We start from the raw sequence: 26,257 nt of genomic DNA, 5'->3' as shown, positions 1-26,257 counted from the left end.
GACGGATGGCCATGCAGCGTCTCCTGAAGAACCGTGAACTCCTGCTGGCGCTGATCATCCTCGTGATGATCGGAGGCTTTGCGACGCGCGCGGCCGGCTTTGCCGCGCCCGCCAACCTCGCCAACATCTTCAACGACACGTCGATCCTGATCATCCTCGCGCTCGGCCAGATGACGGTGATCCTGACGAAGTCCATCGACCTTTCGGTCGCCGCGAACCTTGCCTTCACCGGCATGGCCGTCGCCATGCTGGACGCGGCCTATCCGGGCCTGCCGCTTGCCCTTCTCATCGTGCTTGCCGTCGTCATCGGCGCAGCGCTGGGGGCGATCAACGGCTTCCTCGTCTGGCTCCTGCAGATCCCGCCCATCGTTGTGACGCTCGGCACGCTCACCATCTATCGCGGCATGGCCTTCGTGCTTTCCGGCGGCGGCTGGGTGAACGCCCACCAGATGACGCCCGATTTCCTCAACCTGCCGCGCCTTCCCGTCCTCGGCCTGCCGATCCTCTCCTGGCTCGCGATCGCCATCGTGCTCGCCATGTGGTTCGTGCTGATGCGCACGCCCTTCGGCCGGTCGGCCTATGCCTCGGGCGGCAATCCGACGGCGGCGGTCTATGCCGGCATCGATGTCGGCCGCGCGCGCTTCCTCGCCTTCGTGCTTTCCGGGGCGCTTGCCGGCCTTTCCGGCTACCTCTGGGTGTCGCGCTATGCGGTCGCCTATGTCGACATCGCCGCCGGCTTCGAACTCGACACGGTCGCGGCCTGCGTCATCGGCGGCATTTCCATTGCCGGCGGCATCGGCACGGTCATCGGCACCGTGCTCGGCGCGCTCTTCCTCGGCGTCATCAAGAACGCGCTGCCCGTCATCGGCATCTCGCCCTTCGCGCAGATGGCAATCTCGGGCGTCGTCATCATCCTCGCCGTGGTCTTCAACGCCCGCGCCGAGAAGAAGAAGGGCCGCATCATCCTGCGTGAGCGCGCCGCCAAGGAGAAGCTGGCATGAGCACCGCAACGACCGGCGAGACCGCAACCCGCCGCCAGATCCCCGACCGGCTCGGCACGCCCTTCACGCGCCTTCTGGCAAGCTGGGAAGTGCTGCTGTTCTGCGTGGCGGTGGCGATCTTCATCGCCAATTCGCTCGCCTCGCCCTATTTCCTCAACGCCTGGAACCTGTCCGACGCCACGTTCAACTTCACGGAAAAGGCGCTGATCGCCTTCGCCATGGCGCTGCTGATCATCGCGGGCGAGATCGACCTTTCCGTCGCCGCGATCATCGCGCTCGCCTCCACCGCCATGGGCGCGGCGGCGCAGACCGGGCTCGGCACGCCGGGGCTCGTGGCCATCGGCATCGGCACCGGCCTTGCCTGCGGCGCCTTCAACGGCGTGCTGGTCGCCGGCCTGAAACTGCCGTCCATCGTCGTCACCATCGGTACGATGAGCCTCTTCCGCGGCATTTCCTATATCGTGCTCGGCGACCAGGCCTACGGCAAATACCCCGCCGACTTCGCCTGGTTCGGCCAGGGCTATGTCGCCTGGGTCTTCTCCTTCGAATTCGTGCTCTTCCTCGTCATGGCCGCGGTCTTCGGCGTGCTGCTGCACCGGACGAATTTCGGCCGGCAGGTCTATGTCATCGGCAACAACCCGCTCGCCGCCCGCTTCTCCGGCATTCCGGTCGAGAGGGTGAAGTTCATCCTCTTCCTTCTGACGGGCCTGATGAGCGGGATCGCCGCCGTCTGCCTCACCTCGCGCCTCGGCTCCACCCGCCCCTCCATCGCGCAAGGGTGGGAGCTGGAAGTGGTGACAATGGTCGTGCTCGGCGGCGTGTCTATCCTCGGCGGGGCGGGTACCATCGCGGGCGTCGTCATCGCCGCCTTCGTCATGGGCCTCGTCACCTTCGGCCTCGGCCTCCTCAACGTGCCGGGCATCGTCATGTCCATCTTCATCGGCCTCCTCCTGATCGTCACCATCGCCCTGCCGATCATCGCGCGGCGGATCAAGCATGCGAGGAAAGCCTGATGGAGCGGTATGCCTTCAAGATGAAGCTCAATCCCGGCATGGCGGCGGAATACAGGAAGCGCCATGACGAGATCTGGCCGGAGCTTGTGAGCCTGCTGCGCGAGGCCGGGGTTTCCGACTATTCGATCCATCTCGACCCGGAGACGAACATCCTCTTCGGCCTCCTCACCCGGACGGCGGACCACACGATGGCGGCCCTGCCCGATCATCCCGTGATGAAGCGCTGGTGGGCGCATATGGCGGACATCATGGAGACCAACCCGGACAATTCCCCCGTCCAGAGCGACCTCGTTTCCGTCTTCCACATGCCATGACCCATATCGCCGTTCTCGACATCGGCAAGACCAATGCCAAGGTCGTCGTCCTCGACGCGGAAACGGGCGCCGAGATCGCCAGCGCTCGAACGCCCAACACCGTCCTCACGGACGGCCCTTACCCGCACTACGACGTGGAGGCGCTCTGGGCCTTCGCGCTCGATGCCTTCCGGCGCTTTGCCGCCGATCCCGGCTTCGATACCATCTCGATCACCACGCATGGCGCGTCCGCCGCGCTTCTCGATGCGGACGGCGAGCTCGTCCTGCCCGTCCTCGACTACGAGCACGAATACCCGGCGGAGATCCGCGCGGCCTATGACACCCTGCGCCCGCCTTTTGCCGAGACCTTCTCGCCGCGCCTTGCCATGGGGCTCAATCTCGGCGCGCAGCTGCATTACCAGAAAGCTGCCTTCCCCGAGGCCTTCGCGCGGGTCGCGGCCATCGTCACCTATCCGCAATACTGGGCGGCACGGCTGACGGGTATCGCCGCCAACGAGGTGACCTCGCTCGGCTGCCATACCGACCTGTGGAACCCGAAGGCGGGCGCCTATTCCGCACTGGTCGACGCGCTCGGCATCCGCTCGCTGATGGCGCCGGTGCGCCCGGCCTTCGATGCGCTCGGCCCGGTGCTGCCGGAGGTCGCCGCGGTCATCGGCACCTCCGTCCCGGTCCATTGCGGCATCCACGATTCCAACGCCTCGCTGCTGCCGCATCTGGTGGGGCGCAAGACACCGTTCTCCGTCGTCTCGACGGGCACCTGGGTGATCAATTTCGCCGTCGGCGGCGACCTTGCCCGTCTCGACCCGGCGCGCGATACGCTCGCCAATGTCGATGCCTACGGCCGCGCCGTCCCCTCCTCCCGCTTCATGGGCGGGCGGGAGTTCGAGATGCTGTCCGCGGAGATCGGCAATGTTTCGGAAGAGGAAGCAACGGCTGCGCTGCCTTCGGTGATCGCCAAGGGGATGATGCTCCTGCCGAATGTCGTTTCCGGCTCCGGCCCCTTCCCCGGCCGAAAGAGCCGCTGGGTGAAGGCCGGGGGCGCAAGCCGCGCCGAGCGGCACGCAGCCGCCTGCCTCTACCTCTCGCTGATGAACGAGGCCTGCCTCGGCCTGATCGGCGCGGGCGGGCCGACCGTGGTGGAAGGGCCCTTCGCGGCGAACGGGCTCTACCGCACCCTGCTTGCCGCGCTGACCGGACGGCCCGTCATCGCCGTGCCGGGCTCGACCGGCACCAGCCAGGGCGCGGCGCTGCTGGCGGGGATTGCCCCGGTCGCAGCGCCCGAAACCCATGTCGCGCCCACGGCCATTGCCGGCCTCGACGCCTACCGCGCGGCCTGGCTTGCCGGTTAATCCGCGCTCAACGCCACGGCCGGCTGGAGGTGCGAGGCGTTGCGCGCGGGCAGGTAGCCGAAGACGAGGCCCGTCAGGAACGAGCAAGCGAAGGCGAGCGCGACCGGCCCGACGGTGAAGCTGACGGGCAGGCCGAAGACCTGCGCAAGCCCGCCGACCGAGAGCCCCAGCACGACGCCGATGGCCCCGCCGATCGCCGAGACGACCAGCGCCTCGATGAGGAACTGGAAGAGGATGTCGCGCCGGCGCGCGCCGGTCGCCATGCGCACGCCGATCTCGCGGGTGCGCTCGCGCACGCTCACCAGCATGATGTTCATCACGCCGATGCCGCCGACGAGCAGCGAGATGGCCGCGACCGAGCCGAGGAACAGCTTCATCGTGTTCGACGTCTCGGTGAAGGCCTCGCGCACGGAGGACATGTTGGTGATCTGCGTGTCCTCGGCCTTGTGACGCTGGTTGAGCAGCGTCTGGATGGCATCCTGCGTGGCGTCGATGGCCGCGGCATCCTCCACCTGCACGGTGATGGTGCGCACGTTGCGCTGGCCGAAGAGCCGCATGCTGCCGGTCGACAGCGGCACGAGCATCGTGTCGTCCTGGTCGTTGCCGCCGGCGCTCGCGCCCATCTCCGCCATCACGCCGATCACCTGGAAGGGGATCTTGTTGACGAGGACATATTGGCCGAGCGGATTGCCGCCATCCGGAAACAGGGTCTTCGCCACCGTCTGCCCCAGCACGACGACGGGAGCATAGGTGTCCATGTCGTCCTGGTTGATGAACTCGCCGGAAGCGACCTTCCAGGATTTCGCGCGCGGGAAGGCCGGCACCGTGCCGTTCGCCGTCGTCTGGTAGTCGATATTGCCGTAGCGCACGGTGACGGAGCTCGTCATCTCCGGCACGGCGAAGGTGACGTTCGGCACTTCGAGGATCGCGTCGGCGTCGGAGGGGATGAGCGTGACGGGCGCGCTGCCGCCGCCGCGGAAATTCGCCATGCTGGGCCGCACCAGAAGAAGGTCCGAGCCCATGGCGGAGATGCGGTCGAGCACGGAATTCTGCGCGCCGGTGCCGATCGCCAGCATCGCCACCACCGAGCCGACGCCGATGACGATGCCGAGCAGCGTAAGGACCGTGCGGAAAAGATTGGCGTGCAACGCCCGGAAGGCCATCTTGACCGCTTCGGAAATGTCGGCGATGGCGGCAGAGCCTTCCTTGACCGCCTTTTGCAGGCCGGCCGCCGCCTCGCCGGAGGCGCGCGGCTTGCGGTTGCGGTCGGCGATGATGCGGCCGTCGCGGATCTCGATCAGCCGGTCGGCGGCTTCCGCCACCTCGCGCGAATGGGTGATGAGGATGACCGTGTGGCCGTCCTCGTTCATCCGCCGCAGCAGCGCCATCACCTCCTCGCCGCTCTGGCTGTCGAGCGCGCCGGTCGGCTCGTCGGCGAGGATGACGCGGCCGCCGTTCATCAGCGCGCGGGCGATGGAGACGCGCTGCTGCTGGCCGCCGGAAAGCTGGTTCGGCCGGTGGTCGAGCCGGTCGCCGAGCTTCAGCGAGCCGAGCAGCATGTCCGCCCGCTCCTGCCGGGCGCGCGCGGGAAGGCCGGCATAGATCGCCGGCACCTCGACATTCTCGCGGGCGCTCGCCGTCGGAATGAGGTTGTAGCTCTGGAAGACGAAGCCGAAGGTGCGCCGGCGAAGGCCCGCAAGCTCGTCGCCGTCGAAGTCGGAAACCGGCACGCCGTCGATGCGGTAATCGCCGGAGGTCGGCTGGTCGAGGCAGCCGAGGATGTTCATCAGCGTCGACTTGCCCGAGCCGGACTGGCCGATGATCGCGACGAACTCGCCCGCCTCGATATCGAGCGAGATGCCGTGCAGCACCTCGACGGAAAGGCCGCCGTTCTCGTAGGTCTTGGTGACGTCGCGAAGCGAGAGGAGCGCGCTCATCGCCCCCTCCTCAGAACATCGGCGGCATGCGCATGCCGCGGCGCGAGCCCCGATTGTTGCCGCTGCCCGCCGACTGGCCGTCCGAGCCGGGGGTGACGACGACGCGCTCGCCCTCTTCCAGCCCGCTCTTCACCTCGACGCTGACGCGGTTGCGGATGCCGGTCTCGACCTTGCGCACCTCGCTTGCGCCGGAGGCGGTCACCACCGTCACCTCGGCCTGCGGCTTGCCGCCGGCCTCGGCGCGCTTCATCCGCACGGCGCCGGCCGGCACCACGAGCACGTCGCGGGCGGCGGCCTGCACGAAGAAGACCTGCGCGCTCATCGACGTCATCAGCTCGCCGTCCGGGTTCGGCACGTCGAAGAGGGCGTTGTAGAGCACGACATTGTTCTCGACGGTCGGCGTCGGCTCGATCTGGCGCAGCTTGCCGGCAAAGCGCTTGCCCGGCTGGCCGAGCAGCGTGAAATAGGCCTCCATGCCGACCTTCAGCCGGCCGACATCGGCCTCGGAGACTTCCGCGCGCACCGTCATGGTGGAAAGGTCGGCGACCGTCACGATGGTGGGGGCGGACTGGGCGGAGTTCAGCGTCTGCCCCTCCTTCACCGGGTTGGCGACGATGGTGCCGGCCATGGGCGCGTAGATCTTGGTATAGCCGAGGTCCACCTCGTCACCGGCAAGGGTCGCCTGCTGCTTGCGGATCTGCGCCTCGATGGCGTCGACGTCGGCCTTGGCGCTCGCAAGGTCGGCCACCGCCTGGTCGAGCGCCTGTTTTGCCGCGGCATTGCCGGCGACGAGCGAGCGCTGGCGGTCGATATTGGCCTGCTTGAACACGAGCTGGGCCTTCTTGGCCTCTTGCTGCGCCTGGAGATTGGCAAGCTCCGCCCGGTCGATCTCGATGCGGTTCTCGATGGTCGCGGGGTCGATCTCGGCGACGAGCTCGTCCTTCGTCACCGTATCGCCGATGGCGACATGCAGCGCCTTCAACTGGCCGGAGACCTGCGCGCCCGCATCGACGGATTTCACCGCTTCCAGCGTTCCCACCGCCGTCACGGCGTTCTCGATATCGCCGCGCATGACGGGCTGGGTGACGACGGCCTCCGCGGTCTCGGCCGGGGCATAGGCGCGCCAGCCGTAATAGCCGGCGCCGGCGAGAACGGCGAGCGCCGGCAGCCAGATCCAGGCGCGCGAGCGGCGCTTGCGGCGAACGGGGGGCGTCGCGCCGGGCATGAAGGTCACGTTCGTCCGGCCGGCATCCCCGGCGGCCTGATCGTCCTTGTGCGGTTTTACGGTGCTGGTCATCGCTGTTCCACAAGTCGAGGCTTTGCCTCTTCGTCCCTTCAAAGGACATGTGGCACCCCTTGCCCTCAAGGAGAAGCCCTTGGGATCATTATATTTCCGTAATGTTTGCCGCTTCGGGCGACGATATCGCCCGGGAAAGGGCGAACCGCGCTAGCCTTCGGCGAGCGTACGGACCTCGGCGATATAGCGCTGAAGGCGGGCCGCGTTGTCGGGAAGATCGGGCCGCGCCGCCGCCCAGCCGATATAGGTGAGCGCGCGCAAAAGCAGGAAGAGCGGCAGGTGCTCCAGTTCCGCCTCGACCTGCGGCCGGATCCGGGCATAGCCTTCGATCAGCGCGGCCGAGAGCGCCGGATAGGCCGGCTCGCGGCGGTTGCGCAAAAGCGTCGTCGCAAGGTCGAACAGGCGGAAGCCGAAGCCGCAATCGTCGAAATCGATGAAGGCGACGGCATCCCCCTGCACGAAGATGTTCTCCCGCACGATATCGGCGTGGATCAGGCCGTAGTCGAGACCCGGGGCGATGGCCGCGAGCCGGGCGGCGAGCGTTTCGCGCAGGCCCGCCAGATAGGCCCGGTCCTCCGGCGCCAGCATCGGGCAATCCCAGAACCGGCCCCAGAACGGCGCCGCGCCGAGAAGGCCCGCCGCATCCCAGGCCGGGCGCTCGAAGCCCACCGGCTGGCGGAAGGCGTCGGCCGCGCCGTGCAGCAGCGCCATCTCGCGGCCGATGGCGCGGAAGATCGCGGGAAGGTCGCGGCCCTTCCCGGCGAGGGGAACGCCCGTCTCGCCGAGCGGCTCTCCCTCCACCCAGCCGATCAGGTCGGCATGGAAGGGTCCTTCGCCGAAGGCGACGAGCAGCGCGCCGTTCGCCGCCGGGATCGGCTGCGGCACGGCAAGGCCCCGGTCGCGCAGGTTCGCCATGAAGGCGAGCTCCGAGGCGAGCGCGGCCGCGGAATGATAGGCCGGGCGATGGAGACGGAGCGCCGCCGGCTCGCCCCAGGCGAGCGTCACCTTGAAGACCGCGTTCTCGCGGTACTTGATGAGCTCCGGCACCTGCCCGGGCAGGTCCCAATGGGCAAGGGCGGCGACGGCCCGCTGCGTCAGGGTCTCGGCCATGCCGTCCATGGCTCAGAGCCCGCCGAGGACGTCGTCGAGGGTCGACAGCATCAGGTCTGCATTCTCCTTCGAGAAGGGCATGGGCGGGCGGATCTTCGTGGCGTTCTGGTGGATGCCGAGCTTGCCCATCAGGACGCCGCGCTCGCGCATGCCGTTGACGACGCGCGTGGCGATGTCGGCGGCCGGGGTCTTCTCCTTCCGGTCGAGCACCAGTTCGGCGCCGAAGAACAGGCCGCTGCCGCGCACATTGCCGATAAGGGCGTGCTTTTCGGAGAGCTTCTGCAGGCCCTGCCGCGCGTATGTGCCGACCGCCAGCGCGTTTTCCCGCAGCGTCTCCTCCTCCAGCACGTCGAGCACGGCCATGGCGGCCGCACAGGAAACCGGGTTGCCGCCGAAGGTGTTGAAATAGCGGAAGGCCTTGCGGAAGGCGTTCAGCGTTTCGGCTCCCGCGACGACGCCGCCGACCGGGTGGCCGTTGCCCATCGGCTTGCCGAGGGTGACGATATCCGGGACGACGCCGGCCTTCTGGTGGCCCCACATATGGGTGCCGGTGCGGCCGAAGCCCGGCTGCACCTCGTCGCAGATGAGAAGGCCGCCCGCCTTTCTCACCGCCGCGACGGCGGGGGCGAGGAAGCCTTCCGGCAGGTCCGGGAAACCCTCGTTGGCGAAGAACGGATCGACGATCAGCGCGGAGAAGCCGAAGGGGCTTTCCTGCAAGGAGGCGATGGCCTCCTCCACCTTCGCCGCGAAGGCCTCGGCGAAGGCCTTTCCGCCCTCCCCGCCGAGCGGGCGCCAGGCATCGGGCGCCGGCACATGGCGCACATGCCCGCCATAGCCGCCGACGGGCGGCATGCGGGTGGAGAGCTGCGAGACCGCCGCCGTATTGCCGTGATAGGTGAAGTCGGTGGCGATCACGCCGGTCTTTCCCGTCACCGCCTGAGCCATGCGCAGCGCCACGTCGTTCGCCTCGCTGCCGGTGCAGGTGAGGATCGCCGTGTCAAGGCTCTTATCGAAGGTCGCGGTCAGGCGCTCGACATAGTCGAGGATGCCTTCGTGCAGGTAGCGGGTATGGGTGTTGAGGGTTGATGCCTGCCGGCAGATCGCCTCCACCACGCGCGGATGGCAATGTCCGACATGCGGCACGTTGTTGTAGCAGTCGAGATATTTTCGCCCGTCCGCATCCCACAGCCACACGCCCTCGCCCCTCACCAGATGGACCGGGTCCTCGTAGAAGAGCGACATGTTGCGGCCGAGCAGGCGTTCGCGGCGGGCGCGGATGGTGTCGGTCATCGGCGTACCCCCCTCTGCCCTGCCGGGCATCTCCCCCTCAAGGGGGGAGATTGGATGGAGCAGCGTTTCGCTCCTCTCTGAGGTCTCAATTTGAGCAAGGATCGAGCCTCTTGCCGATCTCCCCCCTTGAGGGGGAGATGCCCGGCAGGGCAGAGGGGGGTGAAATCGCCCATCGCCCTCACCCCCTGGCCGCCGAGAGCCCCGCATCCAGCGCCGAGACGATCTTCTGCACGTCGGCGGCGGTGATGACGAGCGGGGGCGAGATGATGACGTTGGCGCCGGAGGTGCGGACCATGACGCCCGCCTCGTAGGCTGTATCGTAGACCTTCTGCACCACGTCCTTGGCGGCGGGGCTCTTCTTCGCGCGGTCGGAGACGAGTTCCAGCGCGGCCATCAGGCCCTTGCCGCGCACGTCGCCGACAAGCTCGTGCCTCGCCTTCAATCCTTCGAGGCCGGCCATCAGCTCGACGCCGCGGGCGGCGGCGTTGGCGGCGGTGTCGACCCTGGCGGTTTCCTTGAGGGTCGCAAGCGCCGCGGCGGCGCCGACCGGATGGCCGGAATAGGTGTAGCCGTGGCCGATGGAGCCGAGGGCATCCTTGTTGCCCTCGAAGACGCCCGCCACCTTGTCGCAGATCATCACCGCGCCGAAGGGGAAATAGCCGTTGGTGATGGCCTTGGCCGTCGTCATCATGTCGGGCCTGACGCCCCAGCCGCGCGAGCCGGTCCAGGCGCCGGTGCGGCCGAAGGCGGTGATGACCTCGTCGGCGATGAGGAGGATGCCGTGCCTGTCGCAGATGGCGCGCATCAGCGGCATGAAGGTCTCGTGCGGCACGATCACGCCGCCCGCGCCCAGCACCGGCTCCATGATGAAGGCGGCGATGGTGTCGGCACCCTGGAAGGCGATCTCGTCCTCGAACTGGCGGGCGATGGCCTGAGCGATCTCAGCCGGGTCCGCCGTGTTGAACGGGTTGCGGTAGGGATAGGGCGCGGCGAGATGGAAGACGCCGGGCAGCAGCGGCTCGTAGTTGCGGCGGAAATTGGCGTTGCCGTTGACGGACGCGCCGCCGAAATGCGTGCCGTGATAGCCCTTCTTCAGCGCGACGAACTTGGTGCGCTCCGGCTGGCCGTTGATCTTGTGGAACTGGCGGGCAAGGCGCAGCGCCGTCTCCACCGAATCCGAGCCGCCCGAGGTGAAGAAGGCGCGCGTGAGCCCGTCTTCCCTGAAGAATTCGGCAAGCTCGTAGGAAAGCTCGATCAGCGGCGAATTGGTCGTGCCGCGGAAGGTGGAGTAATAGGGCAGTTCCTCGAGCTGGTCGCGGATCGCCTTCTTCACCGGCTCGCAGGAATAGCCGAGATTGACGTTCCAGAGCCCGCCGACGGCATCGAGCACCTTCTTGCCGTGGATATCCACCACCTCGACGCCCTCGCCGGCATTGATGATGCGCGGGGGCTTGGCCTGCATCTCGGCGGGATGGGCCATGGGATGCCAGAGATGACGGGCGTTGTTCTCGATCAGGAAATTGGAATCGCGCATGGGATTTCCTTTCAAATTCCAAGCATTTTCAGTGCCTGCGCATAGCTCTCGGCAGGCCGGGTCACGTCGAAATGCACATGGGGCAGGTTCACGGCCTCCGCCCCCTCGATGTTCTTCCTCTGGTCGTCGACGAAGACGCAGTCGGCCCGGTCGATGCCGAGTTCGGCGAGCACCAGTTCATAGGCGCGCGGATCGGGCTTCAATATCTTCGTATAGGTGGCGTCGATGATGACGTCGAAGAGGTCGATCAGCGGGAAGCGCCTGCGGAAGTCGACGCCGTAGAAGAGGTCGAGCTCGTTGGAGAGGATGGCGAGCTTCAGGCCGGCATCCTTCGCGGCCAGGATCGCCTCGCGCGCCTCGGGCCGCAGCACCAGTTCGGCATCCGCTCCCCGCGCCCGTTGTACGAAGGTCTTCATGTCCGTCCACTCCTCGCCGAGGAGCGCGCCCACTTCTCGGGTGCGGGTCATCCAGTAGTCGCGCTCGGTGATCTCGCGCGCCTGCATCGACACCCAGAGCGGATCGCTTGCCGGATCGAAGGGGCCGCGCCAGGTGAGCGTTCCGGCCGGAAGGCCGAGTGCGCGTTCGGTGATGTCGTGTGTCTCGAAGAGCGTGCGGGTGACGACCCCGCCGAAATCGAGGATGAGGGCCTTCGTCATGCCACGCGCCCCTTTTCGACGATGCCCTCGGCGACCCAGCGGTCGAAGACCTCCAGCGCCTTGACGGCGAAATCGGGGGCGTTGATGTGCGCGTCCACCTCCGTGAAGGTCACGGAGGCCGGCACGGCCCTGCGCATCTCGTCGAGGAAGGCCTCGAGCGCTTCCGGCTCGTGCAGCGGCTCGCCCGCGAGGTCCCATTCCTGGATACCCTGCGCGGGCAGGAGGAAGGCGACGGGCGCGGCCGAGCCCGCCATCTTGGCGGCGACGACGCGGGCGACCGCGCGGCGCTGCTCCGGCGAGACGGTGACGGAGGCGATCAGCCGGTTATGGGCATGGTAGGGCCGGCCGGCGAAGCGCGCCGGCGTCTCCTGCCAGGCGGGCATGTCCACCATGTCGACCGCACCGGGCGCGACGATCTGCGGGATGCCGGCGCGGCCGGCATTTTCCAGCCGGTCCGGGCCGGAGGTGACGACGGTGCCGTTTTCCGCGTTGGTCACCTCCTGGATGCAGAGGTCGAAGACGGCGGCGAACCCGCCGCGGGCGGCGACCGCCTCATAGGCCCGCCCGCCCATGCCGGTGGAGTGGAAGACGGCGACGTCGTAGCCGCGTTTTTCCAGCTCGGGCTTCAAGTATTTCATGTAGCGAAGGCAGGAGGAGCCGAGCGAGGTCATGCCGATCAGCGGCCGTTCGCGGCCGGGCTTTTCCACCGCCTTCGCCGCGCCGACGACGGCGCCGGCGGCCTGCGAGAGCACGGCCTTGCAGATCGGGTTCAGCCCGTAGAGCCCGCCCGCCCACAGGATCATCATCAGGTCGGGCGCGATGCGCTCGGGCGGCAGGAGATGCGAATAGGCGATGGTCGAGACGACGAATTTCGGCACGCCGATCGGCAGGACGGCGGCGACGTCGAGGGCGAGGTCCGTGCCGAGCGAGCCGCCGAGCGCGATCATCCCGTCGACCTTGCCGGCCTCGCAAAGCGCGCGCACCAGCGCCGCAGCCCCGCTCGCCATCAGCGCCATGGCGCTGTTCTCGTCGCCGCTGGCAAGGATCGCCTCCATGGAGGTGCCGGCGGCGGCGGCGACATCGTGCTTGGAATGGGCGGGAACATAGGGCGGATCGCCGAGCACGCTGACATCGACCATGACCGGCACGCCGCCGGCCTTGCCGATGACGTCGGCCATGAACAGCAGTTCCTCGCTCTTGGTGTCGCCGGTGCCGATCACCAGAATATGGGGCAGACGGGCGCCAGCGCTCATCGACCATTCCTCCTCGTTGCGTGGCCGGCCGGGATTGAGGGCGTTCGCCCCCTTTCCGTCAAGCCGGCCCTCATCCGCCGCGCCTCCTCCGGCGCCGCGAATATACTTAACACGGTAATTAATTTGGCAGGAAGCGCATCGGATTGCAAGTCCTATATTTGAAGCAACGGATCATATAATGAACCATCACAGCCTCAGAGCTGGATCCACGCCGTCTTCAGGTCGAGGTATTTTTCGAGCGCGTGAAGCGACTTGTCGTGGCCGTTGCCGGACTGGCCGACGCCGCCGAGCGGCACCGTATTGTCCGCCCCGCCATAGGTGTTGACATGGACCACGCCGGCGCGGATGCCGCGCACCATGCGGTGGGCGCGCGACAGGTTGGACGTCCAGACGGCGGAGGCAAGGCCGTAATCCGTGCCGTTGGCGATCCGCAGCGCCTCCTCCTCCCCGTCGAAGGGAATGATCGAGAGGATCGGGCCGAAAACCTCCTCGCGGGCGAGCGTCATGCCGGGCGTCACGTCGAAGACGGTCGGCTCCATGTAGAAGCCGCCGGTCTCGGCGAGGATGCGCCGGCCGCCGGTGCGCAGCCGCGCACCCTCGCAAAGCGCCTGCTCGGCAAAGCCGAGGTCCTTGGCAAGCTGCGCCTCGCTGGAGACGGCGCCGGCCTCGGTGGTGAGCAGCAGCGGATCGCCGACCTTCATGGCGGCGGCGATGCCGGCCACCTTTTCGGAAAATTCCCCGGCGATGGAGCGCTCGACGAGGAGGCGCGAACCGGCGACGCAGACCTGGCCGGAATTGCGGAAGATGCCGTAGGCCGAGACCTTCGCAGCCCTGTCGAGATCCGGCGCGTCGGCGAAGACGACGTTCGGCGACTTGCCGCCGAGTTCGAGATAGACGCGCTTGAGGTTGGAGCGCGCGGAATATTCGAGAAGCCGCCGGCCGACCGGGCCGGAGCCGGTGAAGACCAGCACGTCGATATCGGGATGGAGGCCCATCGCCTCGCCGGTGACCGCGCCGCGGCCGGTGACGACGTTGAAGACGCCTTCGGGAAGCCCGGCCTCGGCGCAGAGTTCGGCGAGCCGCAGCAGCGAGAGCGAGGCGGCCTCGGCCGGCTTCAGTACGACGGAATTGCCGGCGGCGAGCGCCGGGGCGATCTTCCACGCGCCGATCATCAGCGGGAAGTTCCACGGCACGATGGCGCCGACGACGCCGACCGGCTCGCGGTGGACGAGACCGAGGATGTCGCCCGCGGTCGGCGCGATCTCGCCATAGACCTTGTCGATCGCCTCGGCATAATAGCGGAAGCTGCCGGCGGCGCTGCCAGGCTCGGCCTTCAGCGCCATGGCAATTTCCGTGCCGTTGTCGCGCACGCCGAGCACGGCAAGCTCCAGCGCGTGTTTCTCGATCAGCTCGGCGATCCTCAGCAGCACCTTCTTGCGCTCGGCGGGCGCGGCCTTCGCCCAGCGGCCCTTCTCGAAGGCGGCGCGGGCGGCCTTCACCGCCCGCTCGACATCCGCCGCGCCGGCATCGGCAATCGTCGTCAGGCGCCGCCCGTCGATGGGCGAGACGACGTCGAGCGTTGCCCCACTTTCGGCCTCGCGGAAGGCGCCGTCGATGAACAGCGCCTGCGGGGCGATGACGCGGTTGCGGAGCGCTTCGATCTTTTCCTGCATGGTCTTCCCTCGAAAGGACGGGTGGCGCCGGAGCGCCACCCCATTGTCTCAGACTTCGCGGCCGACGCCGAGCCGGGCGAAGGCGACGGCATCGCCGGCCTTCAGGCGCAGGGCGCACAGGAGGCCGATGACGGCGGCGATCAGCACGAGGCCCGGCAGGAAGAGGGCGAGCGCCCCTTCCGCTCCGGCGAGCGCGCCGAAATTGGTGGCAATATAGAACACCAGCGCCAGAAGGATGAGGCCCGTCACCACCGGCAGCACCGTCGTCACCAGCTTGTTGCCCTCAAGGCCCGGATTGCGGCCGAAGAAGGCGACGATGGAGAAGGCCGTCAGCGCCATCAGAAGGATGATCGCCAGCGTGCCGACATTGGTGAGCCAGGAGAACAGCGCCAGCACCGGATCCTGCCCCGTGGCGGCGAAGAGGCCGACGACGAGAACGGCGATGACCGTCTGGACGACCGAGCCGACATGCGGGCTCTGGAACACCGGATGGGTGACGCCGAGCGCCTTCGGCAGCAGGCCCTCGCGGCCGGCGACGTAGAAGTAGCGCGCGACCCCGTTGTGGAAGGCGACGACGCCGGCAAAGAGGCTGGTGACGAAGAGCAGGCCCATGACGGTGGTGATGCCGCCGCCGACATAGCGGTCCGCAAGGCCGAAGAGGAAGGTCGTCGGATCGGCAAGGCCCTGCAGTTCCGGCACCAGCTTGTCGACGCCCGCGCCGTTGACCATCAGCCAGGAGGTCAGCATGTAGAAGAGGCCGATGATGAGCACGGAGATATAGGTGGCGCGCGGCACGGTCTTGGCCGGCTCGCGGGCCTCCTCGCTGTAGATGGTCGTCGCCTCGAAGCCGATGAAGGCGGCAAAGCAGAACAGGATGCCGATGGCCGGCGTGCCCGAAAGGAAGGCCGTCGGCGTGAAGGGCGCGGCCGAAAGGCCGCTGTCGCCGCCCTTCATGAGGATGGCCGCGTCGATGACCAGCACGACGAGATATTCGAGGATCACCAGCACGGCGAGCACGCGGGCGGAGAAATCCACCCGGCGATAGCCGAAGACGGCGACGAGCGCGATGCCGACATAGGTCCACACCCACCAGGGCAGGTCGAGCCCGTAGCCTGCGAAGAAGCCGGACGTGGCCGCGCCGAAGAGGCCGAAGACGCCGATCTGCATTGCGTTGTAGGCGAGGATCGCGATGAGCGCCGCCGCCCCGCCGGCAAGGCCGCCGAGGCCCTGCGCCGTATAGGCGTAGAAGGCGCCCGCATTGCTGATGTGGCGGGCCATGGCGACATAGCCGACGGCGAAGAGCAGCAGCACCGTCGTCACGAAGGCGAAGGTCAGCGGAATGCCCGGCCCGTTGCCGAGCAGCATGGACAGCGGCACGCCGCCGGCAACCGCCGTCAGGGGCGCTGCGGCCGAGACGACGAGGAATGTCACCGCCCCGACGCCGAGGCTGTTCTTGCGAAGCTGGTTCGCGCCGCCGAGCGGCGCGGTCTGGTCTGTCATGATCGTTCTCCCATCCATGGCGGCACGGCCGTCCCGCGGCTGCCGCCTCTCCTCAGCCGGCCACGACGCGGCCGGCGGTTCCCATTCAGATATTCCGCTTGCGGTTCATTATTTGAACCTCTATTTTAACTATAGATTTGCAAAAGCCATTTCCGGCGTCAAGTTATTTCTCATGTTAAGTATCTTTCGGGATGCGGGAAAACAGGAGCATGCGCGCGGCGACGGGAACGGCCCGGAGAAACCGGGGCTTCAAAGCCCCGTCCATCACGCCTGGAAGAGACGCATGAGCACCATCGGAAAAGCCCTCGCCCTCCTCGATTCCCTCTGCGAGCTCGACAGGGACATCGGCCTCAGCGACCTTGCGCGCCTTAGCGCCCTCGACAAGGCGACGACGCGGCGCTTCCTGGTGGAGCTGGAGAAATACGGCTTCGTGGAACAGGACGGCGAGACGCGCAAGTACCGGCTGGGCGCCGCGCCCGTGCGGCTCGCGCGCATCCGCCAGGCGCGCTTTCCCTTCGCCAGCGTCGCCGCGCCCTTCGTCAAGGCACTGGCCGACGCGGTGGGCGAGACGGTGCACCTGTCGGAATTTGCCGGCGGGCGGCTTGCGACCATCCATGTGGAGGATTCCACGCAAGCCCATCGCGTGATCGTCGATGTCGGCGCCACCCTGCCCCTGCACGCCACCGCCTCGGGCCTTGCCTTCCTCGCCTTCCTGCCGAAGGCGGAAGCCGGCCGCGCGCTCGCCCGGCCGCTGCAGCGCTTCTCCCCGGAGACCGTCATCGACGCGGATGCGGTGCGCACGCTCCTTGCCGAAACCGCAGCGCGCGGCTTCTCCGTCAACCGGCAGGGCTTCGAGACGGGCGTCATCAGCGCCGCCGCGCCGATCGTCGCGCCGAACGGCCGGCCGGTCGGCGCGCTTGCCGTCGCCGCGCCCATTGCCCGCGCCGATTCGGCGAAGATCCTCGACATCGGCGAGAGGACCGCGGCCGCCGCCAGCGCCATCGCGGAAAAATACTACGGCACGAAACGTTGAGCGGAACCATTCCGCGCCTTGCGCGTTGAGATCGGCCGGCGCGTCCGATCAGGCGGACGTACGGAATGTGCTGCCCATAAATGAAACAGAAATTCCATATTCCTAAATTTTCGATCTCCGCATTCCATTTTCCCTTGCACGTTCATAAAAGTTCGCTTTTAATTCGTTCGCTTTCGCCACGAAAGCCAGGTGCGTGCGATCAAGGAGGGTCGGGCGCATTCGAGGACTGCCTTTTGCCGTGATAAAAATGGGAGGAATCACCATGACACGCTTCACCTGGACCCTTGCGGCCACATCTGCGCTTTCGTTCTTCGCCGCATCCAACGCCTTCGCCGCCACGGAGCTTGCCTGGTGGCACGCCATGACCGGCGCCAACAACGAGGCGGTCGAACAGCTCGCCAAGGAATTCAACGAGAGCCAGAGCGAATACAAGGTCGTGCCCGTCTACAAGGGCAGCTACCCCGAAGCCCTGAACGCCGGCATCGCCGCCTTCCGCGCCAAGCAGGCGCCGGCGATCCTCCAGGTGTTCGACGCCGGCAGCGGCGTGATGCTGGGCGCCGAGGGCGCGATGATGCCGGTGGCCGACGTGCTCCAGAAGGGCGGCTACGAGTTCAAGAAGGACGACTACCTGCCGGGCATCGTCGCCTATTATTCCAAGCCGGACGGCACCATGCTGTCCTTCCCGTTCAACTCGTCCTCGCCGATCCTCTATTACAACAAGGACGCCTTCAAGAAGGCCGGTCTCGACGCCGAGAACCCGCCGAAGACCTGGCCGGAGGTCTTCGAGGCCGCCAGGAAGATCAAGACGAGCGGCGCGGCCAATTGCGGCTTCACCTCGACCTGGCTGACCTGGATCCAGACCGAGAACTTCGCCGCCTGGAACAACGTGCCCTACGGCACCAACGAGAACGGCCTTGCCGGCCTCGACGTCGAACTGAAGATCGACGCGCCGATCTATGTCGATCACTTCCAGGCGATCGCCGACCTCAGCAAGGATGGCACGTTCCGCTACGGCGGGCGCACCTCGGAAGCCAAGCAGCTCTTCATGTCGGGCGAATGCGCGATCCTGACGGAATCCTCCGGCGGCCTCGGCGACATCGTCAAGTCGGGCGTCAACTACGGCGTCGGCCAGTTGCCCTATTACGAAGGCCACGGCCCGCAGAACACCATTCCGGGCGGCGCCAGCCTCTGGGTCTTCGCCGGCAAGAGCGATGCGGAATACAAGGGCATCGCCGAGTTCTTCCACTTCCTCTCGCGCACGGACATCCAGGTCCGCCTGCACGAGGTCTCGGGCTACCTGCCGGTGACGATGGCCGCCTACGAGGAGACCAAGAAGTCCGGCTTCTACGACAAGAACCCGGGCCGCGAGACGCCGATCCAGCAGATGATGGGCAAGGCTCCGACCGAGAATTCCAAGGGCGTGCGCCTCGTCAACCTGCCGCAGGTCCGCGACATCCTCAACGAGGAATTCGAAGCGATGCTCGCCGGCCAGAAGGATGCCAAGGCTGCCCTGACCGAGGGCGTGCAGAAGGCGAACGCCGCCATCGCCGCCGCCATCGGCAAGTAATCCTCCCGTCCATAACCCGCGCCGCCCGGCGGCGCGGGACCGTCCTTTCCGGAAGGGGAACGCCATGCAGTCTGTCGTCTTTCCCAACAAGGTCCTGCCGTATCTTCTGCTGACCCCGCAGATCGTGCTGACCGTCGTGTTCTTCTTCTGGCCGGCCAGCCAGGCGCTCTATCAATCGGTCCTCCGGGAAGACCCGTTCGGGCTGAGGTCGGGCTTCGTGGGGCTCGCCAACTTCCGGGCCATCCTCTCCAATCCGGATTACCTGCACTCGCTGAAGGTGACGGTGGTGTTCAGCCTTGCGACGGCGCTCCTCTCGATGGCGGTGGCGCTGCTTCTGGCGACATCGGCCGAGCGGGTCGTGCGCGGGCGCAACATCTACCGCACGCTCCTCATCTGGCCCTATGCGGTCGCCCCGGCCATCGCCGGCATGCTGTGGCTCTTCATGTTCAATCCGGCCATGGGCACCTTCGCCTATATCCTGCGGCGCAACGGCTTCCACTGGGATCCGCTTCTCAACGGCAACCAGGCCATGACGATGGTGATCATCGCGGCCGCCTGGAAGCAGATCAGCTACAATTTCCTGTTCTTCGTCGCCGGCCTGCAGGCGATCCCGAAATCGCTGATCGAGGCGGCCGCCATCGACGGGGCGCGCGGGGCCAAGCGCTTCTGGACCATCGTCTTCCCGCTCCTGGCGCCGACGACCTTCTTCCTGCTCGTCGTCAACACGGTCTACGCCTTCTTCGATACGTTCGGCATCATCCATGCCGTCACCGGCGGCGGGCCGGCCAAGGCCACCGAGACGCTGGTCTACAAGGTCTACAACGACGGCTTCGTCAATCTCGACCTCGGCGGCTCGGCCGCCCAGTCGGTGATCCTGATGATCATCGTCATCGCGCTCACCGCCTTCCAGTTCCGCTTCGTCGAGAAGCGGGTCCACTATTCCTGAGGCCCGCCCATGATCGAGAACCGCCCCATCTCCACGCTGGTCAGCCACCTGGTGCTCGTCATCGGCATCCTGGTCGTCGCCCTTCCCATCTACTACACGTTCATCGCCTCGACCCACACGTCGATCGAGATCGTGCGCCCGCCGATGTCGCTGCTGCCCGGCAGCGCCCTTGTCGAGAACTACGGCGAGGCGATCGGCGGCGGCGTCGAGCGCGTCGTCGGCGTCAGCCTCGAGCGGCTTCTGTTCAACTCGACGGTCGTGGCGCTCGCCATCGCCATCGGCAAGATCGCCATCTCGTTCCTGTCGGCCTTCGCCATCGTCTTCTTCCGCTTTCCGCTGAAGATGCTGTTCTTCTGGATGATCTTCGTCACGCTCATGCTGCCGGTGGAGGTGCGCATCCTGCCGACCTACAAGGTCATCGTCGACCTCGGCATGATCGACACCTATGCCGGCCTCACCCTGCCGCTGATGGCGTCGGCGACGGCGACCTTCCTCTTCCGGCAGTTCTTCCTGACGATCCCGGGCGAGCTGGTGGAGGCCGCGCGCATCGACAATGCCGGGCCCTTCCGCTTCATGCGCGATATCCTGCTGCCGCTTTCGGCGACGAACATCGCCGCGCTCTTCGTCATCCTCTTCATCTACGGCTGGACGCAGTATCTCTGGCCGCTGCTGGTGACGAACGACGCGAAGATGAACACCATCGTCATCGGGCTGAAACGCATGGTGGATTTCGCCGATGCCTCCACGCCCTGGAACTATGTCATGGTGACCGCGATCCTCGCGATCATCCCCCCCATCGTCGTCGTGGTGCTGATGCAGCGCTGGTTCGTCAAAGGCCTTGTGGAGACCGAGAAGTAATGGCTGAGATCACCCTCAACAACGTCCGCAAGTCCTATGGCACCGTGGAGGCGATCAAGGGCGTCTCGCTCGACATCGCCGACGGCGAATTCGTCGTCCTCGTCGGCCCGTCGGGCTGCGGCAAGTCCACGCTGCTGCGCATGATCGCCGGGCTGGAGGGCATTACCGGCGGCGACATCCTGATCGGCTCGCGCCGGGTCAACGACGTGGAGCCGGCCGAGCGCGACATCGCCATGGTGTTCCAGAACTATGCGCTCTACCCGCACATGACGGTGCGCCAGAACCTCGCCTATGGCCTGAAGAACCGCAACACGCCGCCGGCCGAGATCGAGCGGCGCATCGCCGAGACGTCGAAGACGCTGGAGATCGCGCAATATCTCGACCGCAAGCCGCGCCAGCTTTCCGGCGGCCAGCGCCAGCGCGTGGCCATGGGCCGGGCCATCGTGCGCGAGCCGGCCGCCTTCCTCTTCGACGAGCCGCTCTCCAACCTCGACGCCAAGCTGCGCGGGCAGATGCGCATCGAGATCAAGCGCCTGCAGCGCGCGCTTGGCACCACCAGCGTCTACGTCACCCACGACCAGATGGAGGCGATGACGCTCGCCGACCGGCTGGTCGTCGTCAATGCCGGCCGCATCGAGCAGGTGGGAACGCCGCTGGAGCTCTACGAGAAGCCCGCCACCACCTTCGTCGCCACCTTCATCGGCTCGCCCTCCATGAACCTCCTGGAAGGCACGGACACGTCCTCCGGCTGGTCGCTCTCCGCCGACGTGCCGCGGCCGGAGGGGCGCTACATGCTCGGCGTGCGCCCGGAGGACCTGCACCTTGCCCCGCCGGACGGCAGGCCCTTCGCCTTCCAGGCGACGGCGCATATCGACGGCATCGAGCTCGTCGGGGCGGAAAGCCTGCTGCACGGCAGGCTTGCCGACGGCACGCCCCTCGTCTTCCGCGTTTCCGGCCGCAGCCGCAGCGAGATCGGCGACGAGGTGACGGTGGGCGCGAGCGCCGACGCGCTCCACATGTTCGACGCGGACGGCAGGCGCCACGCATAGGCGTATCGGCCAAAACCGCCGCCCGCGCGCAGATTTTCTTTGACAGTCTTCCCGTGGCGGCTAAATCCCCCCATGACCCGTCGCGCATTCGCCCGGAAGGCATCATGGCACAGAATACACCCCGGTTTCCCGGCACGATGAAGCGCCTGCACAAGCTGCGCCCCTCGGTGCTCTACCGCTTCCTGAGCCTGGAACTGATGCGCACCCTGCCGCGGCGCAGCGAGTTCGGCCTGATGCTGGCCGGCGCGCTGGTGGGTGTCGCGGCGGGGCTCTCCGTCTCGGCCATGACCTACGTCACCCGCACCATGCACGCCCTGATCTTCGGGCTGGAGCCGGACGAGCGGCTGAGCGGGGCGACCGTCGACGACAGGATCCTGCTGCTTGCCGCGCCGATTGCCGGCGGCATGCTGCTCGGCGTCCTCCTCTTCGTGCTCGCCCGCTGGCGCAAGCGCCCGCTCGTCGACCCCATCGAGGCGAACGCCCTGCATGGCGGGCGCCTGTCGCTGACGGACAGCCTGATCGTCGCCGTGCAGAACATCGTGTCGAACGGCTTCGGCGCCTCGGTGGGCCTCGAAGCCGGCTATACGCAGGTCGCCTCCGGCATCGCCTCGAAATTCGGCAGCAAGCTGAAGCTGCGCCGCGCCGACATGCGCATCCTCGTCGGCTGCGGGGCGGCAGGGGCCATCGCCGCCGCCTTCAACGCGCCGCTGACGGGCGCCTTCTACGCCTTCGAGCTGATCATCGGGGCCTATACGATCGCCTCGCTGACGCCCGTCGTCGTCTCCGCCCTCATCGCCAACCTCGTCGCCCGGCTGCTCGCGGCCAGCGACGCCGGCATCGACGTCGGCAGCATCGGCAGCGTGGTGCCGGCCGACTATGTGCCGGCGCTGCTGCTCGGCATCGTGTGCGGCGGCGTCGGCATCCTGCTCATGCAGGCCGTCGCCTTCGTGGAGGAGACGGCGCGCAAGAGCTCGATCCCCGGCTATGTGCGCCCCGCCATCGGCGGAACGATCGTCGGGCTGCTGGCGATGATCAGCCCGCAGGTGCTTTCCGGCGGGCACGGCGCGCTGCACGTCAACCTGGAGACCGACGTGTCGATGGCGGGCCTGCTCGTCCTCTTCCTGCTGAAGGCCACGGCCTCGGCGGTCTCCATCGGCTCGGGCTTTCGCGGCGGCCTGTTCTTCGCCTCGCTTTTCATGGGCGCGCTTCTCGGCAAGCTCTTCGCCTTCGCCGCGCCCTTCATCGGCCATGCCGCGCTCGCGCCGGCAAGCTATGCGGTCGTCGGCATGAGCTCGCTTGCCGTCGCGGTGATCGGCGGGCCGCTGACCATGACCTTCCTCGCGCTGGAGATCACCGGCGACTTCCCGATGACCGTGCTGGTGCTCGCCGCCGTCATCACCTCCTCCTTCATCGTGCGCACGCTCTTCGGCTACTCCTTCGCCACCTGGCGCTTCCACCTGCGCGGCGAGACGATCCGCAGCGCGCACGACGTCGGCTGGATCCGCAACCTCACCGTCGACAAGCTGATGCGCGCGGACGTGCGCACCGCGGCCGCCGACATGTCGGTGAAGGATTTCCGCGCGAAGTTCCCCATCGGCTCCACGCAACGCGTCATCCTCGTGGACGAGAACGGCAAATATGCCGGCATCGTCCTCGTGCCGGACGTGCACGGCAACCTCGTCGAGGGCGAGAACGAGGGCGCCTCCATCCGCTCCTTCGCCAGGCACCGCAACGACATCCTCCTGCCCACCATGAACGCCAAGCAGGCCGTCGCGCTCTTCGACGAGACCGAGAGCGAAGCGCTCGCCGTCGTCTCGGACATGATCGGCCAGAAGGTGATCGGGCTTCTCACGGAAAGCCACACGCTGCGCCGCTACAGCGAAGAGCTCGACCGCAACCGCCGGGAAATTTCCGGCGAGCTATGAGTTACGGCGCAAATGCCTATGATCGGCGGGGCCACGCCCTGCCCGACGAACGAGGAAACCGATGTCCCAGTCCTATCTCGCCGAAATCGCCGAACAGCCGGCGGCCATCCGCAAGCTTGCCGGCCTCCTGACGCCGCGCCTTGCCGCCGAGGTGCAGGCGATCCGCAGCGCCATCGGCCGCGGCGAGATCGGCCATGTCCTCATCACCGGCATGGGTGGCTCGCTGTTCAGCGCCTACGGGACCTGGCTGCGGCTGAGCGAGGGACTGTCCGTCCCCGTCTCGCTCTGGGATACGTCCGAGCTCATCCAGCAGACCCCCGGCGTGCTGCGGAAGGGAACGCTCATCATCGCCGTCTCCCAGTCCGGGGAAAGCGTGGAGCTGCGCCGCATGACGGAAATCGAGGGCGGGGCGGCCGCACGCGTCGCCGTCACCAACACGCCCGACAACACGCTGTCGCGCTGGGCTTCGCTGGCGCTCGCCACGGAGGCCGGGCCGGAACAGACCGTCTCGACCAAGACCTATACGGCGGGCCTTGCGGCCCTCTATCTCTTCGAGCAATTGCTTCTCGGCCGCGATAGCGAGGCGCTGGCCGGCGAGATCGAGGCGCTGGCCGATGCCGCCGGAAACGTCCTTGCCGACCTGCCGGCCCGGCTCGATGCCATGCTGGCCTTCCTCGGCCACGAAAGGCCGCTCACCTTCATCGGCCGCGGCGGCAGCTACGGCAGCGCGATGATGGCGGCGCTCGTCACCGCCGAGGCGGCCAAGGCCCCGACGCAGGCGCTCTCCGGCGGGCAGTTCCGCCACGGACCGCTGGAACTGGTGCGCGAAGGCTTCCGCAGCGTCTTCTTCATGGGCGGCGAGGCGGCAACGCGCGACCTCAACATGCGGACCGTCGCGGACATCCACCGCTTCGGCGGCGCCAGCCTGACGATCGCGCCCGAAGGGGCCGCGGACGGCGCGGCGGATGCCGGCATGCTCCTCACCCTGCCGGCCGTTGCCGAGGGGCTGCTGCCGGTGCTGGAGATCCTTCCGATCCAGCTTCTCATGGTGCCGATGGCGATCGCCCGCGGATACGAGCCCGCGAAATTCCTCAACGGCTCGAAGGTGACCGTGATCGAGTGAGGCGGCGCCTCAGCGCGGCCGGAACTCGACGAGCAGCGATTTCAGCTCGACCTCGCGGACGCGGCGCGCCGCTTCGTCCGGGGTGACCCAGGCGAGGACGCGCTCGCCCTTCTCCTTGAACTTCCCGGCAAGCCGCGTCGCCTCGACCTGGAAGACGTCGACGACGCAGGGCACGACCTCGCCGTCGTCCATCAGCTTCAGGTAGGTGTAGCTTCCGACGGGTTTCTTGCGGACCTTTCCGCTGACGCCGGCCTCCTGCCGGGCCTCGATGGCGGCCGCCTCGTAAGGCTCCTTGCCCTTCATCGGCCAGCCCTTGGGGATGATCCAGCGCCCGCTGTCGCGCGAAGTGACCACGAGGATCTCGATGCCCGGCCCGTCTTCTGCGGGGCGAAAGCACAAGGCGGCATATTGCTGGCGGAAAGCCCCCGAAAACAGCTTTTCGGGGGTTGCGGCCAGCTTCTGCAGGATCGTCTTCGGTTTTTCGGCCTTATGCGCCTTCGCCTTCTTGATTGCTCTCCGCTCCTCGTCTGCGGGGCGATGCCGATTCCACCCCGATAGTCCCCTTGCCGCTCATACGCCAACGACGCGCAAAAGGACAAGTTCCAAGCGGCAAGGATCGTCCACGAAGCACCCCTGCCCCCGGTTTCGCGCATGGAAAACCGCCGCCGGGGAGACCTTATGCACCGGGTCCGGGCATTTCGGCTTTACAATCCCGCAATTAAGGATATTAAATATCCATAAGGATAAACTATATCCTTAATAAAGGAGACGGACATGACCCAACGCCTGAACTACCCGCAGCAATCGCCGGAATTCTTCAAGAAGATCTCCGAGCTCAGCATGGCGCTGAAGGACAGCCTCATCGAGCAGGGTATCCGCGATCTCGTGAACATCCGCGCCTCGCAGCTCAACGGCTGCGCCTTCTGCCTCGACATGCATGTCAAGGAAGCCAAGATCCACGGCGAGAGCGAGCTGCGCCTCTACCATGTCGCCATCTGGCGCGAATCCAACCTCTTCGATCCCCGCGAGCGCGCGTGCCTTGCCTGGACCGAGGCGGTGACCCGGCTGCCGGAAGGCGGCATTGCGGACGAGCTCTACGAGCGCGTGCGCGGCCAGCTCTCCGAGAAGGAGGTTTCCGACCTCACCTTCTCGATCATGACCATCAATGCCTGGAACCGCCTCGCCATCGCCTTCAAGTCGGTGCCGGGCTCGGCCGACAAGCTCTACGGCCTCGACAAGGCCGGCCTCAACTGAGACCCGCCGCCGCCCGAAAATAGCGGGCAGCCGGGTCGGCGGCTCAGCCGACCCGCTTCATCACCCATTCGAAGCTCTCCCGCCAGAGCGCCGGCGGGACGTCCTTCTCCAGGCTTTGCACGAGCATGGCGAGCGTGACGGCGCGCAGGCTCGCCCGCCATGCTTCGTCCGCATCCCACATGATGCGGGCGATGGCGCAGGGGCCCGCATCGCAATAGCCTTCCGGCCGGCACGGATTGTTGGCGCGGATGTTGTTGCAGACGAAGGAGCGCTCCTTGCCCTCCACCGCCTCGACCACGTCGAGGAAGGTGATCTCGGCCGGCGGGCGCGACAGCCGGTAGCCGCCGCTCGGCCCCAGCGTCGAATCCACCAGCCGCGCCTGCGAAAGGCTCTGCAGCGCCTTGGAGAGGTATTCCTTCGGCAGCCCGTGGAACTCGGCAAGCGCCTTGGTGGAAAGGTAGCGGCCGTCCGGAAGTCCGGCAAGAATGGCGCAACAGTGCAGCGCCCATTCGACTTGGCTCTTGAGGATCATTCAACCTTGCCCATCCAATAAGGATAAACGATATCCGTATTGG

At 67.1% G+C, this 26,257-nt stretch carries 23 protein-coding genes; 12 read left to right on the top strand and 11 right to left on the bottom strand.

Features of this window, described 5'->3' with window-relative positions:
* Positions 1 to 11: 11 nt before the first annotated feature.
* From HNQ66_RS15505 to HNQ66_RS15490, 4 genes are read left to right on the top strand one after another with little or no spacing between them, the layout of a single operon-like run.
* Complete coding sequence (locus HNQ66_RS15505) at positions 12 to 1,001, top strand: ABC transporter permease (RefSeq protein ID WP_184145070.1); 990 nt, start codon at positions 12 to 14, stop codon at positions 999 to 1,001.
* Entirely contained in the window at positions 998 to 2,014 is a 1,017-nt protein-coding gene (locus tag HNQ66_RS15500) for an ABC transporter permease (RefSeq protein WP_184145069.1), read from the top strand. The genes HNQ66_RS15505 and HNQ66_RS15500 overlap by 4 nt, the downstream gene beginning before the upstream one ends.
* A complete protein-coding gene (rhaM, locus tag HNQ66_RS15495; protein ID WP_184145068.1) occupies positions 2,014 to 2,328 on the top strand; it encodes an L-rhamnose mutarotase in 315 nt (104 codons plus the stop codon). Before HNQ66_RS15500 ends, rhaM begins: the two co-directional genes overlap by 1 nt.
* Complete coding sequence (locus HNQ66_RS15490) at positions 2,325 to 3,677, top strand: FGGY-family carbohydrate kinase (RefSeq protein WP_184145067.1); 1,353 nt, start codon at positions 2,325 to 2,327, stop codon at positions 3,675 to 3,677. Before rhaM ends, HNQ66_RS15490 begins: the two co-directional genes overlap by 4 nt.
* Here the strand turns inward: HNQ66_RS15490 and HNQ66_RS15485 are convergent.
* From HNQ66_RS15485 to HNQ66_RS15445, 9 genes are all read right to left on the bottom strand, one after another.
* Positions 3,674 to 5,614 carry a MacB family efflux pump subunit gene (locus tag HNQ66_RS15485; RefSeq protein ID WP_184145066.1) on the bottom strand — a complete coding sequence of 647 codons (1,941 nt, stop codon included), beginning with the start codon at positions 5,612 to 5,614 and terminating at the stop codon, positions 3,674 to 3,676. The two genes, HNQ66_RS15490 and HNQ66_RS15485, sit on opposite strands and share 4 nt — an antisense overlap.
* 10 nt (positions 5,615 to 5,624) lie before the next feature.
* On the bottom strand, positions 5,625 to 6,911 hold the full coding sequence (locus HNQ66_RS15480; RefSeq protein WP_184145065.1) for an efflux RND transporter periplasmic adaptor subunit: 1,287 nt from the start codon (positions 6,909 to 6,911) through the stop codon (positions 5,625 to 5,627).
* Positions 6,912 to 7,061: 150 nt separating this feature from the next.
* Positions 7,062 to 8,030 carry a phosphotransferase enzyme family protein gene (locus HNQ66_RS15475; RefSeq protein ID WP_184145064.1) on the bottom strand — a complete coding sequence of 323 codons (969 nt, stop codon included), beginning with the start codon at positions 8,028 to 8,030 and terminating at the stop codon, positions 7,062 to 7,064.
* A 3-nt stretch (positions 8,031 to 8,033) separates the two neighbouring features.
* Positions 8,034 to 9,311 carry an aspartate aminotransferase family protein gene (locus tag HNQ66_RS15470; RefSeq protein WP_184145063.1) on the bottom strand — a complete coding sequence of 426 codons (1,278 nt, stop codon included), beginning with the start codon at positions 9,309 to 9,311 and terminating at the stop codon, positions 8,034 to 8,036.
* 178 nt (positions 9,312 to 9,489) lie between these two features.
* Positions 9,490 to 10,845, bottom strand: coding sequence for an aspartate aminotransferase family protein (locus HNQ66_RS15465; RefSeq protein ID WP_184145062.1), 1,356 nt, complete (start codon positions 10,843 to 10,845; stop codon positions 9,490 to 9,492).
* Between the two features lie 11 nt (positions 10,846 to 10,856).
* Positions 10,857 to 11,501 (bottom strand): HAD family hydrolase, encoded by a 645-nt coding sequence (locus tag HNQ66_RS15460; RefSeq protein WP_184145061.1) that lies wholly within the window; start codon positions 11,499 to 11,501, stop codon positions 10,857 to 10,859.
* On the bottom strand, positions 11,498 to 12,754 hold the full coding sequence (locus HNQ66_RS15455; RefSeq protein WP_184145060.1) for a Tm-1-like ATP-binding domain-containing protein: 1,257 nt from the start codon (positions 12,752 to 12,754) through the stop codon (positions 11,498 to 11,500). Before HNQ66_RS15455 ends, HNQ66_RS15460 begins: the two co-directional genes overlap by 4 nt.
* A gap of 194 nt (positions 12,755 to 12,948) precedes the next feature.
* Positions 12,949 to 14,427, bottom strand: a complete 1,479-nt coding sequence (locus tag HNQ66_RS15450; protein ID WP_184145059.1) for an aldehyde dehydrogenase — start codon at positions 14,425 to 14,427, stop codon at positions 12,949 to 12,951.
* Positions 14,428 to 14,475: 48 nt separating this feature from the next.
* Positions 14,476 to 15,927 (bottom strand): APC family permease, encoded by a 1,452-nt coding sequence (locus HNQ66_RS15445; protein WP_184145058.1) that lies wholly within the window; start codon positions 15,925 to 15,927, stop codon positions 14,476 to 14,478.
* A gap of 283 nt (positions 15,928 to 16,210) precedes the next feature.
* Between HNQ66_RS15445 and HNQ66_RS15440 the strand changes: the two genes are divergently transcribed.
* The 7 genes from HNQ66_RS15440 to HNQ66_RS15410 all read left to right on the top strand — a co-directional run bounded on the left by HNQ66_RS15440 (position 16,211) and on the right by HNQ66_RS15410 (position 24,428).
* Positions 16,211 to 16,960 carry an IclR family transcriptional regulator gene (locus tag HNQ66_RS15440; RefSeq protein WP_184145057.1) on the top strand — a complete coding sequence of 250 codons (750 nt, stop codon included), beginning with the start codon at positions 16,211 to 16,213 and terminating at the stop codon, positions 16,958 to 16,960.
* Between the two features lie 262 nt (positions 16,961 to 17,222).
* On the top strand, positions 17,223 to 18,527 hold the full coding sequence (ugpB, locus tag HNQ66_RS15435; protein ID WP_184145056.1) for a sn-glycerol-3-phosphate ABC transporter substrate-binding protein UgpB: 1,305 nt from the start codon (positions 17,223 to 17,225) through the stop codon (positions 18,525 to 18,527).
* A 64-nt stretch (positions 18,528 to 18,591) separates the two neighbouring features.
* The gene (gene ugpA, locus HNQ66_RS15430; RefSeq protein ID WP_184145055.1) at positions 18,592 to 19,473 is read left to right on the top strand and encodes a sn-glycerol-3-phosphate ABC transporter permease UgpA; all 882 of its coding nucleotides are present in this window, start codon (positions 18,592 to 18,594) and stop codon (positions 19,471 to 19,473) included.
* Between the two features lie 9 nt (positions 19,474 to 19,482).
* Positions 19,483 to 20,331, top strand: coding sequence for a sn-glycerol-3-phosphate ABC transporter permease UgpE (gene ugpE / locus HNQ66_RS15425; protein ID WP_184145054.1), 849 nt, complete (start codon positions 19,483 to 19,485; stop codon positions 20,329 to 20,331).
* Positions 20,331 to 21,380: a sn-glycerol-3-phosphate import ATP-binding protein UgpC gene (locus tag HNQ66_RS15420; protein ID WP_184145053.1), complete on the top strand. Its 1,050-nt coding sequence runs from the start codon at positions 20,331 to 20,333 to the stop codon at positions 21,378 to 21,380. The genes ugpE and HNQ66_RS15420 overlap by 1 nt, the downstream gene beginning before the upstream one ends.
* A gap of 137 nt (positions 21,381 to 21,517) precedes the next feature.
* Positions 21,518 to 23,305, top strand: a complete 1,788-nt coding sequence (locus tag HNQ66_RS15415; protein ID WP_184145093.1) for a chloride channel protein — start codon at positions 21,518 to 21,520, stop codon at positions 23,303 to 23,305.
* Between the two features lie 61 nt (positions 23,306 to 23,366).
* On the top strand, positions 23,367 to 24,428 hold the full coding sequence (locus HNQ66_RS15410) for an SIS domain-containing protein (RefSeq protein ID WP_184145052.1): 1,062 nt from the start codon (positions 23,367 to 23,369) through the stop codon (positions 24,426 to 24,428).
* Between the two features lie 9 nt (positions 24,429 to 24,437).
* On the opposite strand, the gene HNQ66_RS15405 is transcribed toward HNQ66_RS15410, so the two are convergent.
* On the bottom strand, positions 24,438 to 24,938 hold the full coding sequence (locus HNQ66_RS15405) for an NUDIX domain-containing protein (RefSeq protein WP_184145092.1): 501 nt from the start codon (positions 24,936 to 24,938) through the stop codon (positions 24,438 to 24,440).
* 264 nt (positions 24,939 to 25,202) lie between these two features.
* On the opposite strand from HNQ66_RS15405, the gene HNQ66_RS15400 reads away from it, so the two are divergent.
* A complete protein-coding gene (locus HNQ66_RS15400; RefSeq protein WP_184145051.1) occupies positions 25,203 to 25,682 on the top strand; it encodes a carboxymuconolactone decarboxylase family protein in 480 nt (159 codons plus the stop codon).
* A 43-nt stretch (positions 25,683 to 25,725) separates the two neighbouring features.
* Here HNQ66_RS15400 and HNQ66_RS15395 read toward each other — a convergent pair whose 3' ends face one another.
* Positions 25,726 to 26,214 (bottom strand): RrF2 family transcriptional regulator, encoded by a 489-nt coding sequence (locus HNQ66_RS15395; RefSeq protein ID WP_184145050.1) that lies wholly within the window; start codon positions 26,212 to 26,214, stop codon positions 25,726 to 25,728.
* Positions 26,215 to 26,257: the final 43 nt, after the last annotated feature.

This window comes from Shinella fusca, assembly GCF_014203155.1.
Taxonomy (GTDB): domain Bacteria; phylum Pseudomonadota; class Alphaproteobacteria; order Rhizobiales; family Rhizobiaceae; genus Shinella; species Shinella fusca.
This window is presented reverse-complemented; position numbering and strand designations above follow the sequence as displayed.